Origin of the sequence: Sulfidibacter corallicola (assembly GCF_017498545.1) — a bacterium.
In the GTDB taxonomy this organism is placed as follows: domain Bacteria; phylum Acidobacteriota; class Holophagae; order Acanthopleuribacterales; family Acanthopleuribacteraceae; genus Sulfidibacter; species Sulfidibacter corallicola.
This window is the reverse complement of the sequence record NZ_CP071793.1, coordinates 6,650,768-6,665,375: the sequence shown is the minus strand read 5'-3', so window position 1 is coordinate 6,665,375 and position 14,608 is coordinate 6,650,768. Positions and strand designations below refer to the sequence as shown.

At 55.2% G+C, this 14,608-nt stretch carries 9 protein-coding genes; 1 reads left to right on the top strand and 8 read right to left on the bottom strand.

Features of this window, described 5'->3' with window-relative positions:
* Positions 1-317: 317 nt before the first annotated feature.
* From J3U87_RS20715 to J3U87_RS20690, 6 genes are all read right to left on the bottom strand, one after another.
* Complete coding sequence (locus tag J3U87_RS20715; protein WP_237377682.1) at positions 318-2,291, bottom strand: TonB-dependent receptor plug domain-containing protein; 1,974 nt, start codon at positions 2,289-2,291, stop codon at positions 318-320.
* A 292-nt stretch (positions 2,292-2,583) separates the two neighbouring features.
* Positions 2,584-3,939, bottom strand: coding sequence for a phthiocerol/phthiodiolone dimycocerosyl transferase family protein (locus J3U87_RS20710; protein ID WP_237377681.1), 1,356 nt, complete (start codon positions 3,937-3,939; stop codon positions 2,584-2,586).
* Between the two features lie 64 nt (positions 3,940-4,003).
* Entirely contained in the window at positions 4,004-5,686 is a 1,683-nt protein-coding gene (locus J3U87_RS20705) for an HAD-IIIC family phosphatase (RefSeq protein WP_237377680.1), read from the bottom strand.
* Between the two features lies 1 nt (position 5,687).
* Positions 5,688-5,963: a hypothetical protein gene (locus tag J3U87_RS20700; protein ID WP_237377679.1), complete on the bottom strand. Its 276-nt coding sequence runs from the start codon at positions 5,961-5,963 to the stop codon at positions 5,688-5,690.
* Between the two features lie 777 nt (positions 5,964-6,740).
* Positions 6,741-8,138, bottom strand: coding sequence for a serine hydrolase domain-containing protein (locus tag J3U87_RS20695; protein ID WP_272932389.1), 1,398 nt, complete (start codon positions 8,136-8,138; stop codon positions 6,741-6,743).
* Positions 8,139-9,214: 1,076 nt separating this feature from the next.
* A complete protein-coding gene (locus J3U87_RS20690; protein ID WP_237377677.1) occupies positions 9,215-10,162 on the bottom strand; it encodes a spondin domain-containing protein in 948 nt (315 codons plus the stop codon).
* Between the two features lie 510 nt (positions 10,163-10,672).
* Between J3U87_RS20690 and J3U87_RS20685 the strand changes: the two genes are divergently transcribed.
* Positions 10,673-11,887: a pyridoxal-phosphate-dependent aminotransferase family protein gene (locus tag J3U87_RS20685; RefSeq protein ID WP_237377676.1), complete on the top strand. Its 1,215-nt coding sequence runs from the start codon at positions 10,673-10,675 to the stop codon at positions 11,885-11,887.
* Between the two features lie 290 nt (positions 11,888-12,177).
* Here the strand turns inward: J3U87_RS20685 and purU are convergent, their stop codons facing one another.
* A complete protein-coding gene (gene purU / locus J3U87_RS20680; protein WP_237377675.1) occupies positions 12,178-13,011 on the bottom strand; it encodes a formyltetrahydrofolate deformylase in 834 nt (277 codons plus the stop codon).
* Positions 13,012-13,349: 338 nt separating this feature from the next.
* Positions 13,350-14,351, bottom strand: a complete 1,002-nt coding sequence (locus J3U87_RS20675) for a hypothetical protein (protein WP_237377674.1) — start codon at positions 14,349-14,351, stop codon at positions 13,350-13,352.
* Between the last annotated feature and the right edge of the window lie 257 nt (positions 14,352-14,608).

Sequence of the window (14,608 nt, the reverse complement as noted above, 5' to 3'; positions counted from 1 at the left end):
GTGAAGCCTCCGCGGCAATCCATGTTCGGAGGATCGGGTCATCCGTCGTGTTCGCATGTCCGTCGTTCGTGACCCGTCGAACGGATCGTTCGCTGCGGATGGGCGTTATTCGCGGCCGGCCGAAACTTGGATGGGAACGTCGGCCATCCCTTCAGGATTGGCCCGCGACGGTCACCCTCCCAAGATCCGTTGGATGCGAACGTCGCCCAACCCTTCAGGATTGGCCACGAATACACAGCCCACATGGGACGCCCCGGGTTCTGGGCATAAAAAAAGGAGGGCGCATGCCCTCCTTTTTTCAACCGTGCGCGTGATACTTAGAAGAACAGCTTGAGCTGCCCGTAGTACTGGGCGCCACCCTCGGTCTGGGTCGTGTTGATGGTACGTACGACGAAGATCGGCTCGTACAGCTCGTCGTCCAGGATGTTCTTGCCGTACAGGCTGATGTTGCCCCTGGTACCGGCGAGCGAGAAATCGTAGCCCAGGTTGAGCGACAGATAGTTGATGTCGTCGGAAGGCGGGTTGGCCGCGGTAACGGGCGCGCCAGGCAGGTCCGAATTGGGTTTCCAGCCCTCGAAATACGAGTTGAAGATACCCAGGTTGAAGGGGCCCTGGTTGTAGGCGAAACCGAGCTTGACGGCGAGGTCGCCGTGAAGCGTGGCATCGTCGACGCCGGCATCGTTTTCGTTGCTCTGATAGGTGGCCGATCCCAGGAAGTAAATGCGCTCGGAAGGCACGTACTTGACTTCCAATTCGAGACCTTCGATATCCAAACTACCCGCGTTCTGGAACTGGAAGTCGTAGATCGGGTCTTCGATCGGCAACAGGGTGATGAAATCGTCCTGGGTTACCTGGAATATCGTGGCGGCGAACTGGTAGCGCTCCTTGTCCATGAAGAACTGGAGATCCAAGCTCTCGATGGTCTCGGCACTGATGTTCGGGTTAGGCTTGGAGCCGCCTGCATCGGGAACGTCGATCAACGATTCGTTGGGATACGGCGAACGGAACGCCTCGCCGTACAGCAGCTTGACGCCGTAGCCGCTGTCCGCGTTGTTGTATATGACGCCTACGCGGGGGACCGTGTTGTCGCCACTGTCGGTTTCGTTGTACTGGAAACCGCCGAGTACTTTGAAGGAGTCGTTGACCTGGTAGCTAACCTGTCCGTAACCACTGCGCCAGGAGAGGTCCCAGGTCGTAGCGATGAAGTTCGCCCATCCCGACAGGTAGTAACCGACCGCGCCCACGAGGATATCGACCTTTTCGCCCAACTTGCCGTAGACGGTACCTTCCATCAAGGTGTCCTTGGTGTTGAAGTCGAAGGCGATGACGGGATCCGCCCCGAGGTTGTTGATGATGTCTTCACCGTACTGGTTGTGGGTGATGTTGAAGGTGAAGCTCCAATTGTCGTTGATCTGGTGCTCGTAACCGGCATCCACGAGAAGGGCCTTGTGCTCGACGGTGAAAAAGTCCGGCTGATAATGATAGTGTTTGTTGAACTGACCACCGTAGGCCGACAGAGAGAAACCTTTGAATTTGAGTGCCATGGCACCCGACTTGTCGTCGCGGTAGATGTCGATCCCCTGCACGGGCGCGCCCGGAATCAAGGGAGAGGTGATGCCGTCGATGGGATAGCCGTCTTCGTCCCAGTAGTTGACCCCGGCGATGACCGAAAGGTCGCCGCTCTTGGTGGCGACGACGAATTCACCTTCGCGGGCAAGGTCGGTGCCGCCCCCGCCCAGCAACATGGTGCTGGTCTCTTCGGGAGACTTGGTGATGACGTTGACAACCGCTTCCAAGGCGTTGGTACCGTAAAGTACCGAACCCGGACCGCGCACGACCTCGATGCGTTCGATCATGTGAATCGGGAAGGAGCGCAAGACGGTTTGATAGGCGTATCCGTTCAGGGATTGGCGGAAGGGCCGCCCATTGAGCAGCAGCAGCGTGTGGTTACTGCCCGAAAATTTGTTGCCGGCACGAGAACTGATGGCGGGCTGGCCCGCAACGGAAAGTTGCGTCATGCGCAGACCCGGCACCCGGTCGAGTATTTCGTAGAGATTGTTGCCGCCGAATTTTTCCAGCTCGGCTTTGGTAACAACCGTAACTACACCAGGAGCGTCCCACTGAGACTCGGCCTTTTTGGAAGCGGTTACAACCTCGACATTGAGAAGGTCTTCCAAACTCATGGATGCAAAGTCCAGATCATCCTGAGCGACCAAAGGCGAGAAAGATAGGGCGATGGCGAAAAGAAGAGTATAGCGTCCCAAAAAGGTAATGGCGTTAGCCAGACTCATGGTACGGCCTCCAATCAATGAAGATTCGATCCTAAGTTTCAGGTTGGGAAGTTAAGGATATTCTGATTTTACAGCGGATATCCTCCAAGTCAAGAAAATAAAACCCTGTCTGCAACACACAGCGAGTCCTGCCAAACCCGAAAATAACATCGGAAAAACAAATCATAAATGTACTAATCCACAAAGGGTACACCATTCGCCAATGCGACGATTCTTTCATGCGTTAACATTCCCTAGGTCAACACATCTTCTTTCAGTAAAACACCGCCTCAAAAAAGCAGACATATCGACATCAAGCATGCTTCCCAACTAATTTCAGAGTCTCGTCGGCAATCTGACGAAGTGTTTCCTTGGAGAGTAAAGGATAAGCACAAGAAAACACGCAGAAAGCGCGCCCCGAAAAGGTCAAGACCGAAAGAAACACCGGGTAGTAGCCGTTTACCTGTGAATTGGTAAAGTACAACTCGTTCAAGGAAAAAGGGCCGAATGTCGCCTCGAAGGGCAGCAATCCCAGGTTGGACAAGCCCGGTCCTCCGGGACAGCGCCGATCTTCGTTCAACTCACCCAGTTCGTTGGTGATTTTTTCTTGAATGAACGATCTATTGAAGCGAACCGGTAGAAAGCCGGCCGAGGCACTAACCTGAATTTTTTCCTTTAGTATTTTATTGCAATCTTTGGCGAGTTCCCAAAAGGACATTTTCCCACTTGCATCGAAATGGGTTTGCTCCACAGTAACATAACAACCGAAGTCTTCCGGTCCGACTTCGGGCTCACAATGCCGCCGCAGGTTGACAGGGGTACTAAAGGGAACCGTGCCGTTCAGGCCGAACTTGGCGGCGCTGGCCGTCAAAAAGGCTGCCGTGAGGCCGGCATGAATGGTCGCGCCATGTGATTTTGCCTGTTGATGCAGACGGCGCAACAAAGGCTCTTCGACGACTTCATATATATTATAGGTAAAGCGCTCTTCGAGCGGCGCGTCGCCCTCGCTGCGCCATATGCCCAATGCTTCTTCGGCGACGGCCGCGGACGTGCTCGATGCATCCAGCTCGGGCTTCTTGATCATGGTTTCCACCGGTGGACGAAAGGCGAAGGCCTCACCGACCAGGTCCGAGGCCAAAGTCTGGATGGGCGTGTCGCCACCGTCTCGTTCCGCCAGAGGCGCCGCCAATTCCAACAACTGTTTGCAGAAGGTGGCCGTGGAAAGCGCATCCGAGACCGCGTGACTCATCACGTGCAGGAACTGATGATCGCGATCGTCCGGATCCCTGATGAAGGTCAATCGCCACAGGAAACGAGCGTCGTCGGGAAAATTCTCGGCGAAATCCCGTTCGGCCAGTCGCTCGAAGTGGGCGTCGTCCTCGCGGGATACCTCCCGGATGGGTACCAGATCCCGCTGTTCGGACCAACTGGACATCTGGGAAAAGGCTTCGTCGATGTTGAAAAAATAGTACCGCTTGTTCAATTCCTCCAAGTTGGCGCGGCACATGGGATGGCGCAGCATCAACACCGCGGCGGACCGCTTCAGGAGGTCGAGGGTCAAGGGGCCGGAAGCCCGAAAGACGGTCAGGATGTTTCCCGCACCGCGAAATCGATCCTGGTAGATTTTACAGGTCGTGGGCCAAAAGCCGGCCTTGAACTCCTTGGACATGACACCCTCTCCTTCCACGCGATCAGGCCTTGGGCGCGCCAGATGACGCGCGAATCACCACGAATCAGTTTTGAATGATCTGGACGAATTCCGGGGGCGGATGCGGCGTCGCCACGTCCCAGCTAAAAATATCTCCCTCGCGAGTCATGCCCGAATTCTCGAAAAACGTCCTACAGGGTTTGTTCTTCTTGGTTTCGAGATAACGGGCACGGACCTGCTTGGCGCCCATGGAGCGCCCGTACTGCACGGCCAAGTGCAGCATGGTCTGCTCGATGTTCTTGCCGAACACGCGGCAACTGAGAATGAAGTCGACGATGGAAGCCGTATCGCCGCCCTCCGAGTAATCCACGCTGACGATGCCGGTCAGGCCGTAATCGCCGTACTTGTCGGAAACCTTGAGGGTCCACAACGAGCGGCCCTCGACGCCGATCCAGTCGATCAACTCTTCCTGGGTCAGACGACGCGTGGTGAGGTTCATCTGGTTGGTCTTGTTGAGCAACTGAACCGTACGCTGTTGGTTGGAATCGTTGAGGTTCTCGACTTCGGCCTTGATTTCCAGCTTCGACAGCCAGGTGGACATGTCGGCGCCTTCGCGCAATTCGGAGCGCTTCCGCTCGGCCACGTACATCTCGGCGCGCTTGCGGTCCTCGGGATTGATGGCGGGAATGTCGAACAGGGCCAGTTCCTGGAAGGCGGCCGCGTAGTTGAGCGCGTTCTTGGGCCACTCGGGCACGAAGACTTCGGGCAGGGCTTCGCGAACCCGGGCCCGCTCGGTGGGATTGTCGTCGAGGAATACCACCGACTGCAAACCCAGATTGATCTCCTTGACCAGATCGGCGATGTTCGAAGCCTTGTCCATCCAATTGATGCGCCAACCGGCGAAGTCGTCCTTGCGAAGCACCATCTCGGGGTGTTTCTCGATGGCCTCCATCGCGACCGATTCCTCGTTCTTGGATGAAATACCCAACACGATACCGCGACGCGTCACCTCTTTGACGCGGTGTTGAAAGTCTACATGGGCCTCGCCGACGGGATCGTGACCACCCACGTGCAGGTTCTCCCAGCCGTCGTCACCGACGATCCCGCCCCAGGTGGTGTTGTCCAGATCGAGCACGATCAGCTTGCGCGCCTGACCCAACAGACCGCGCACACCGGCCTTGAGGTCGATCACCGCTTCGTTGAAGACGCCGTTGCTGAAGGGCACTTTGCCCATGTACCAGAGTTTGGGGCTGTAACCCTTGGTGCCCACCTTCTGGACCCAGCGTTCCGCGTTCAGCAGAAACACGTTGGTGGCGGCGCCGAGCTTTTCGGCGAGGTGCAAATTCATTTTGGTGAGGAAATAGGTGTAGCCCACGCCCGGTTTGTAATCCAACATGCCCAAGCCGCGGCGGTAATAGGGGGCGGTCCAACTGGCCACGAAGACGGCCCGCGCCTTTTTGGCGGCGTTCAAAATGCCGGCGGCATAGTCGTCCACCTCGGCGAGCAGGTCCTCTTCTTTCACATCTTGGCCGTCCAGCAACTTTTGGAAAGCCTTGATGGCGCCCTCGGCACGCGTCCACACGAACGCGTAATCGGGCTTTTCGTCCCACATGGGATGGTTGCCCACGAACAGGATCTCCAAGCCCCGACCGAAATCCGGCAACAGCAGATCCAATGCCGGCGTGTCGGAACAATTGGTCAGCAGGGCCCCCAGGTTTTCGGCGTTAAAGTCGGAAAGAATCAAACACTTGGCGTTGGGCTCGCTCATGTCAACCTTCCTCGTCCAAAAGATCCTTGACCTGATCGATCAGGTCCTTCACCGAATGAAACACTTTGGTTATGGAAATTTCAGCCTCGTGCTCGTCTTCCGACACTTCCTCCACCGCGACGACCAGGTTCATCAACATCAATGAAGGGATCACCGCGTTTTGGCCATACAGAACGATGCTCGGATCCTTCGGTATCCGCTGCTTTTCCGCAAGCATGTTGTTGACCTCATCGATGGCGGCGTAAACGATCTCTGTGGCCTTTTCCACATTGGACATACAAGCTTCTCCTTAAACTAAACTCCTGGCGTGACACGTGATTATCGCAAAATAGCAACGAATTTACCTCACTTGGTGAGGAAGGCGAAACGATACATAGAGCCTTTTTCACGAAATGCTGCCGGCTTGAGTCGCTGAAACGAGACGATAGGTTGAAAATTACTTGTTCCATCAGACTATCACACCCCGAAGAACCCGTACAACCACTATCGAACCAAAAAAATTTTCGGAAACTTTACTAACTCCAAAAAAATACGAGAGCTGGCATATGCACACGATAACCCTTGAACCAGTGCCCATCCAGAAACCGGATGGTTGCCCCTCCCGCGAGGGTTCGGCTGGACGGACACGTCATGGCCCCTCAAACCCCAGGCTCCAACAAAACCCTTGTTTTCAAGCGATTAGTTAACACACAATCTCTAAGTGCCGATGCCCGATGGCAATGGAAATCCAACCGATTCAGAGAAGCATTTTCAGAAAAATCCTCTTTCCGGATGGGCACTGGAAAATACACGCCCCTGACCGCCCACATCGGTTTGCACCGAGGGCCGGGTCGATCACATGGAACCCACCATCGAGACCCTGTTTCTGGCTGGACGGGAACCCATTCGGCTCGAAGACCATCTCGAAACCGACCCGTGCGGAGCGCCGAATCGGAGCGGGCCTTCAACCAGAAAAGGCGGGAAGGTTCCCGCCTTTTCCTACCGGTCATGGGTCCAAAGATCCATGACCGATCACCGATTCGATGTTCGACGATTGTCGGCGCCGCGGCACCGCTCAGTCATCGTCGTCGTCATCGTCGTCGTCGCCATAGTATTCATCTTCATCCAGAAGCGCCGCGTAGGTCAGCTCCTCCAGGTTTTGCGGGTACCCGGTCTGCAGATAGGGGAACAGACCCGTCATGATGAAGCCACCCAACTTGTTTTTGGGATCCAGGAAATAATGGGTGTTGTATGCGCCGATCCAGGAAATGGTTCCCTTGGGCGAAGGCGTGTTCGAAGCGTTCTTGTTGGTCTTGATCGCGAAGCCGTTCATGAACTGGTAACCTTCCCAATTGAAGGCCGCGATAGTTCCCGCATCCAGATCCACGACGTCGTTTTTCTTTCGATTGAGGAAGCGCTTGACCGTCTTCTTTTTGGCAACCTTCACCTTGCATTGGCCGCTTTTTTTGAGCAACTTCCCTTTTTTCAGCAGCATCGCCATGAAACGGCTGAAATCGTCGGGAGTCGTGCACAGGCCCGCTCCGGCGGAGAAATAGGTCTGGGGACCGTTGGTGCCCAGTCCATTGCTCATGAAGAGGTGCGGAAAGATCTCGAAGGGCTCGTCGGGCAACGCCTGAAGACCGCCTTCGACCGGCTGGTAGATCGTGGCGACGCGATCCAGCTTTTCCGTGGGTACGTGGAAGAAGGTGTCGTGCATTTCCAGCGGATCGAAAATCCGATCCTGCAGGAAGCCTTGAAGCGACTGACCGGAGACCACTTCGACCAAGTAGCCGAGCACGTCGGTGGAGAGACCGTAGTTGAACCGTTCACCGGGTTCGAACAACAGCGGCACCTGGGAGAGGGAATCGTTCACCATCTCGCCGATGGAGCCCTCGGTAGGCGCCAGCCCGTCTTGAACACCGGCTGCTTGGTAGATGTCCGTCATGATGGGCGTATTGTTGAAACCGTAGTCGATACCGGAACAATGGTTGAGCAGGTGGCGAATGGTGATTTCTTCGGTGGCCGGAACCGTGACGAATTCCTCGGCGCTCACCGACTCGGTGGCCACCAGGATCTCACGGTTTGCCAGGCTGGGGATATAGTAGGAAACGGGGTCATCGAAATGAATGGCGCCATCTTCTCTCAAAAGATGGACCGCGAAGCTCACGATCAATTTGCCATCAGAGGCGATCCGGAAGATGGTGTCACTGGTCATCGGTGCCTGGGACACCTGATCGCGAACACCGACCGTGGTTTGAAACGCGAGCTTACCGTTGCGGATAATGGCGAGAACGGCGCCAGACATGCCATCAGAGTTTACCTGGGACTCAAGATCACTCGTAAAAGCCTCCAAGGCTTCGGCGGAAAGGCCTGCTTCTTCAGGATCTACGGTGGGCAGTCCCTGAGCGAAGACATGGTGAGGAGAAAAAGCCAGGAGAAGGCAGAAGATACTCGTGGTCCAGGTGACTTTCATGAAAGACCTCCAAATCACCCCTATGTTTAGGGCAGGTAAGTTCGTGGAGTTTTTTTGTTTGAGACAGATTCCGGGAAAGAATTTGCCTACGGATTGAAATCTTTTTTACCGCCTTTTTATTTCTTTTATCCGTCTACACATCACTATCAAGACATATATGATCTGCTTTTTCCTTACCTGAATAGTCTTTTGTTTGGGCTTGATTTGACGATCGGCGACCACACACCGAATCTTTAGAGTCTTATTTGTGTTTTTTGTCATCTTTCTGGTCACAAGAGGCTGTCACCTTTTTCCAAAAAAAGAACATATTCACACAATCCTCGTGCATCGTGTTGACTCGCCAAAAGGTACGAATTCACCTAAAGGGCTGTATCTAAACCTCTTCAGGCTCAAAAAACCAAAACGAGCGAATAACACTCACCTAAGAGAAAAATGAGACTTTTCCAGCCTTGGCGGAGTACTCATTGGGTGTTCACGTGGAAAAAAAATAAAAAATTCCGTATTTCGAACTGGATCTCTCTTACCAAAAACCCCTTAATAGAGGTCAAAATTCCCAAAATTTTTCTCAACAAAATGTCCATGATTCGAAAACTACGTCTTCCACGACATCACATCCCTGACTAATATAAAGTAAAAGAAATGAAATCCAACAACCAGATATATCCCTAAATGACATTCATACTAGTCAACTTGACATCTCAGGCATTTAAATCACTTTTTCACCAAACAAGATTTCCTCAGCAAGAACCACCTGCCCTTCATTTGTGTTATTTACGTGAGAATAACATGTTATCCTGCATCGCATATGAAAATCATGGGTTACCGGAGATTTATCGCATTTAAGATACCCTAGATAGTCACTCAATGGAACAAATTTTTTACAGCAACTCGGGTCGTTTCAAGGTGTTGAGTGAGATACGCAACATTTTGCACACCTCTCCCCCCGGATGGATGCGCGGCCCGGCCATCTCAGCCGGTAACAGAGCGCGGTTACCAAAACCTGATCGACGGATCGAGGCGACACAAACCGCAACCGGCACCGTGGCGGGGCACCGGTTGTCGGTCCTTCGCGTTCATCATTCGGAACGTTCGATGTGGATCACGGCCACCGGACCACGCCAATCGTAGGCGGCGGAGCCGAGATCCGCGGTTCCCTGGATCCCGTTGTGAACATGCACGTAGCCTTCGGCACCTTCCGTGGCCCGAACACCCGCGGACCCACAGGCCGGACCCGGGATGAAACCGCAATCCTCGTTGTTGGCTTCGCTGCCCGCATCGTAGGCAAACGCCATGACCTGGGTCCCTTCAGCGAAGAGGTCGCGCTTGAATAGCGTGGGGTTTCTGACCCGCAGACTGTCGGCCGCGAAAAAGGCGTCATTGGTATTGACCAACATGCCCAGCACCGAGATCTGGCGCATCGCCCCGTAGGCAAAAATTTCGATGGTCACCGATCCGCCCGGGGGCACGGGATCGCAAGTGGCCACGTGAAAAACGTTGGGATTGGCGGTCAAACTGGTCATGAGCGGCATGTTGTCACCGTCTTCGGCCAGGGCGGCCAGGCCGTCGGAGGCCGGAGCCCCCGCCTGAAACAGCCGCTCGCCGTCATTGTGGGCGACAATCAAGGGCGGCGAAAATGGCTGCCCTTTCGTGACATTCGTCACCGTGACTTCATACAGGTCCGGGGCGACGCCACCCACGATCTGCGCCCGTATCTCTCCGGCGGGAACGGCTTCGGAGTGTACGTTGATATAGTAGTTACCCCCGGCCAGGGTTTCGTACTCCCGATCCGTGAGGTCGATGATGGTCTGAATCGGACTGGTGCCGTCACCGAGATCGAAAACCACGCCACCGTCTTGTCCAGGCGCGCCCTCATGGATGTGCGCCGCGGTGACGTTCTGGACGTCGTGCGTCAAAAAAACACTCAGCTCCCCGAGATCCTTGCTGGCTACCAAGGTGGCGTAGCCAACCGCATCGGTTTCCACTGAATGGGTCTCCTGTTCGCCGGTAAGGACGAGTTTGTACAAGGTGTAATCAGCGAAAACGAGCGGACATAAAAACGCGGACAATAGGAAGAGGGATTTCAAAAGGAACCTCCGTGCCATCGAGAACATGTGTCTTTTTATGAAAAGGTATTTCTCGGTATTTATACCATCAAATGATCCCTGGATCACGACAGAGACACTTCTTTTATCAAGAAAAACACTGACTTACTTCTGTAACGGGGAAATATGATTCACATATTCCCAAACAGCCAATACACGGAATAATGTCGGTTATCGATAACGCAAAAAAATCTCCATCTCCAAAAGAAACGATTGGTCGATCTCTCCGGGTTCGCATCTCTCACTCACCACGACTTCTCCTCCGACCGGTTTTTCAGAAAAAGCCCTCTCAACCAAAAACCCTTTAATTCCGACAAGGTTCAGAGAAGATTCACTTCCAATCGACTCGAGCCCGCCAACCCGTCCGTCGTCCCCATGGACGGGCACCTCGGGTCTGCCCCACCATCTTCTCTTCGTCGTTCGAGGTGCACCATGACCGTTCCCATCCCGGAGCAATTGACCCCCCTGCAAAGCATTCTGCCTTCGGAGCCCCTGCTGCTCATGGGCTCGGGTCCCGTGCCCATACCTCAAGCCGTGGCCCGCGCAAACGGCGAGGTGATCAATCACCTGGGACCGACGATGGACAAAATCATTCACAACGTCAAACGCATGGCCCGCTATTGCTTTCAAACCCGCGCCGAGAAGGTCTTCGGCGTGGCCGGGCCCTCCTCGGCGGCCATGGAAATGGCGGTCTCCAACCTCCTCTGGCCGGGGCGCAAGGCGCTCATCTTCAAGGTCGGCACCTTCAGTGGACGTTTCGCCGACATGGCCGCGGGTGTCGGCGGCGAAGTGGATGTCTTCGAACCCCCCGGAACCGCCAAACCGATCACCATCGAGATGGCTCGCGAGGCGCTCGCCCGCGATCGCTACGATGTGGTCACCATGGTTCAGGGCGAAACGTCCTGCGGCATCAAGAACGTCCATCTCCCCGAAATCGTGAAAATGGCCAAGGCCCAAGGCGCGTTGGTGGTGGTCGACGCGGTGTGTACCCTGACCACCATGCCGATGTACATGGACGACTGGCAGATCGACGCCCTGGTGACCGGAGGTCAGAAAGGTCTCTCCTCGATTCCGGGCGTCTCGTTGATCGCCTTTTCGGACGAGGCCTGGAACACGCTAAAACAACGGCCCGGCGATCACCCCCACTGGTGTTTCGACGCACGCCGCGCCTGGCGGTTCTGGGGATTTCAGCAGTACCACTACACGGCACCCGTCCCTGGCATTCTCGCCATCCACGAAGCACTGCGCCTGATTTGCGAGGAAACCCTCGAAAAGCGTTTCGATCGGCACCAACTCAGCTCGACCGCGCTCCAGGCCGGCATCGAAGCCATGGGTCTCGAGTTGTACGTGCCGAAAGAATACCGGCTCAATTCGGTGGTCGCGATCAAGATCCCGGAAGGCATCGACGGTCTGGCCCTTCGCCAATACATGGCCGACACCTTTCACGTGGAAATCGCCGGGGCCTTCGGATTGCCCATTCTTCGAATCGGCCAGATGGGCGAACAGTGTCGCTCCCAAAACCTGTTCAAGGTGCTCTACGCGCTGGGCATGAGTTTCAAACACGAAGGCCTGAACCTGAAAATCAGTGAGGGGATGGCCGCAATGGAAGAAAACCTGGTTCGCGATGCGGACCACTTCGTGGACTGACACCCGCCACGAATCGGTCGAAGGGATGGCGACAGGCGATCCCAAAGGTTCAATACATATATTAATGGTACCGAAAGGCGCGCCGGACCCGCCGTCGCGCGCCCAAATCGGTCAAACCATCCGCCCTTGGAATCGGCCGAGTCCCCACGACAGCCGGCAGCCAGCCACCGGGTTTCTGCCAATCATCTACGCATAAGTAACTTGTCGAGAGCGAGCCCCTGTGGCCCGATACCGGGCCCATCCAATCAAACCAACTTGAAAATTCCACCCATTCCGTTTCCGGATGAGCACTAGTTGAAGATGATGGTTCGGTTCTGGAAAACGAAGACTCGATCTTCGAAGACCAGCTTCAGGGCGTTGGCCAGGGTGTTCTTTTCCACGTCGCGCCCGGCGAGCGCCATGTCGCGAGCGCTGTGGGTGTGGTCCACGGGCAGCACTTGCTGGGCGATGATGGGACCCGCGTCCAAATCATCGGTGACGAAATGCGAGGTGGCTCCGATGATCTTCACGCCGCGCTCCCAGGCCTGACGATAGGGTTGGGCACCCACGAAGGCCGGCAGAAAGCTGTGGTGAATGTTGACCATGCGATGGGGAAAGGCACTGACGAAATCCGAACTCAGGACCCGCATGTATTTGGCGAGCACCAGGAGTTCCGGTTCGAATCGGTGGATTTCGGCGAGCATGGCTCGCTCGTGGGCTTCACGGGTCAATCCCTTGTGGGGTACGTGCACGAAGGGCACGCCGAACTTCTCGACCAGGGAACCCAAGGTGTCGTGGTTGGCGATGACCGCCCTGATGTTGGCCTTCAACTCGCCCGCGTATTGGCGCAGCAGCAAATCGCCGAGGCAATGAGATTCCTTGGTCGCGAGCACCACGATCTCTTTTTTCCGCTCGGGCAGGACCCAAATGGTTTCGGCAAGGGGCAGGCGCTCCCGCAGGGCGACACGGATGACTTGATCATCGGCCGTACCGACCACCTCGCTGCGCATGAAGAAGCGACGGTTTTTCTGTGCCACGTATTCGTCGTTGGTGACGATATTCAGTCCAAGCTCGACAAAAACGCCCGTGATTCGATGAACCAGACCGACGGCGTCCGGCGCTTCCACAAATACGATTCGTTTCATGGCCCCGTTCCTCGTTCGAAGTCTCCCAACCTCAAGGTCGAGAAGGGGCTATTGTACCTAAAGAGTGCGAATCGGGTGGATGCAATCGCGCACGTCCTTGATGGGAAAACCGTCGGGTCAAACTCTACCGCATTCAATGCGCCCTGAAAGCCCGACACTATAACCTGATAACAAACAAGTTACCGCAAACGCCATTCAGATTCGCTCGATTCGGGCGACAAGAAAACATCGCGCGAAATCTCAAAAATAACGAACAAAATCAGGCTTTCTTCACAACCCAGGGGGGTCGAAAGCCCGATCGGAAAATCCACCGATGGGGTTCGCCCGGCTTGCCGACCTCACTTTTTCTCACTGGAAGATCGGGTGCTGTCACTGCCCTTTTCGGATTTGGTCGCCGGTGCCTTCTCGGATTTCTGCTCCGAGGGAATCTTCAGCGTGCGTTGTTTGGAGGGCTTGGGCGCCGTCTTGCTTTTTCCGGCGAACATCTCGTTCAAATCGGAGAATACGACTCCCTCGGGCATCTTGTATTGAAACAGGGCATCCGGCAAATCACTCTTTTTCTTGAATTGTTGCTCCGTGAAGCGCATTTCGAAATGTTTCTTTTCACCGTTGCCGATGTGCATCTCGCGAATCTGTCCGGATTTCCGGTCCAAAACCAATGTGGCCGTGGAAAAGTCGATCCCGGAGCCCTCCGGTTCGGGCACGCCGAACTGGGTCCATAGGAATTGGGGGATCTGCGCCTTGAGGAACGCCTTGTCATCCTTGACCCGCTCCAGATCGAAGGGAAACAAATCGGTGTATTCCACGATCAGTTCGATGGGATTGCGCGTACCCGGCTTACCGGGAATGAACGAGAGCTGCCCGTTGAGTTCCGCCAACTTGCGCATGTGCTTCAAGTCGATTTTGACCACCTGGCGGTTGGGGATGTGGGGAAATTCCAAATCCAGCCACATCTCGCGACCATCGTGAACCAGGTTCATGAGAATCTTGGGCGACACATTCATGGCCTGAATCGCCATTTGGATGTCGGAAGTCATCTCGAGGTGATTGGCATCGCGGACCGTCATCTTGGAGGCGAAGGTCGCTTCGACCAGCATGCCGTTGTTTTCCGTGATGAACTTTCCCTCGTAGGCGACAAAAAGCGGCTGTCCGGCGTATCTGGCCTTCATTTTTTCGAAGAGTTTCAGGACGCGCTTATCCATCTTCAGGGCGATTCCCTTGGATTGGTTCTGCGCGGCGAGCACGGTCGCGGGGAAACCCGACTGGGAGAAGGCCCATCCCGGGTTCAGCACGGCGAAAAGCGACGCAACCGCCAGGAACTTCCAAAACCGATGATTCATCCAATCCCTCCAAAGCCAAAACTAGGTCCCATCCAAGATCGCCGGAATGTCGAAACGGCTCGCCGGAAAGCGATGATTCCGCTTCCGAACGGACACTGAGCTAGAGGTGCTCCCGAAAGATGTCCATTCATTCCGCACAGCGAACCAAGGACTTTCCAATCCAACCCACCGCAAACACGGGGATCCAGAATGAGACACGGGGCTGTAAACACACAATGAAAAGGAATTTACAACAAACGCGCCTCGATTCCGTTTCC

Excerpts from the sequence above, each read along its gene's own strand:
- J3U87_RS20715 (WP_237377682.1), bottom strand. The coding sequence starts at position 2,291 with ATGAGTCTGGCTAACGCCATTACCTTTTTGGGACGCTATACTCTTCTT.
- J3U87_RS20710 (WP_237377681.1), bottom strand. The coding sequence starts at position 3,939 with ATGTCCAAGGAGTTCAAGGCCGGCTTTTGGCCCACGACCTGTAAAATC.
- J3U87_RS20705 (WP_237377680.1), bottom strand. The coding sequence starts at position 5,686 with ATGAGCGAGCCCAACGCCAAGTGTTTGATTCTTTCCGACTTTAACGCC.
- J3U87_RS20700 (WP_237377679.1), bottom strand. The coding sequence starts at position 5,963 with ATGTCCAATGTGGAAAAGGCCACAGAGATCGTTTACGCCGCCATCGAT.
- J3U87_RS20695 (WP_272932389.1), bottom strand. The coding sequence starts at position 8,138 with ATGAAAGTCACCTGGACCACGAGTATCTTCTGCCTTCTCCTGGCTTTT.
- J3U87_RS20685 (WP_237377676.1), top strand. The coding sequence starts at position 10,673 with ATGACCGTTCCCATCCCGGAGCAATTGACCCCCCTGCAAAGCATTCTG.
- purU (WP_237377675.1), bottom strand. The coding sequence starts at position 13,011 with ATGAAACGAATCGTATTTGTGGAAGCGCCGGACGCCGTCGGTCTGGTT.
- J3U87_RS20675 (WP_237377674.1), bottom strand. The coding sequence starts at position 14,351 with ATGAATCATCGGTTTTGGAAGTTCCTGGCGGTTGCGTCGCTTTTCGCC.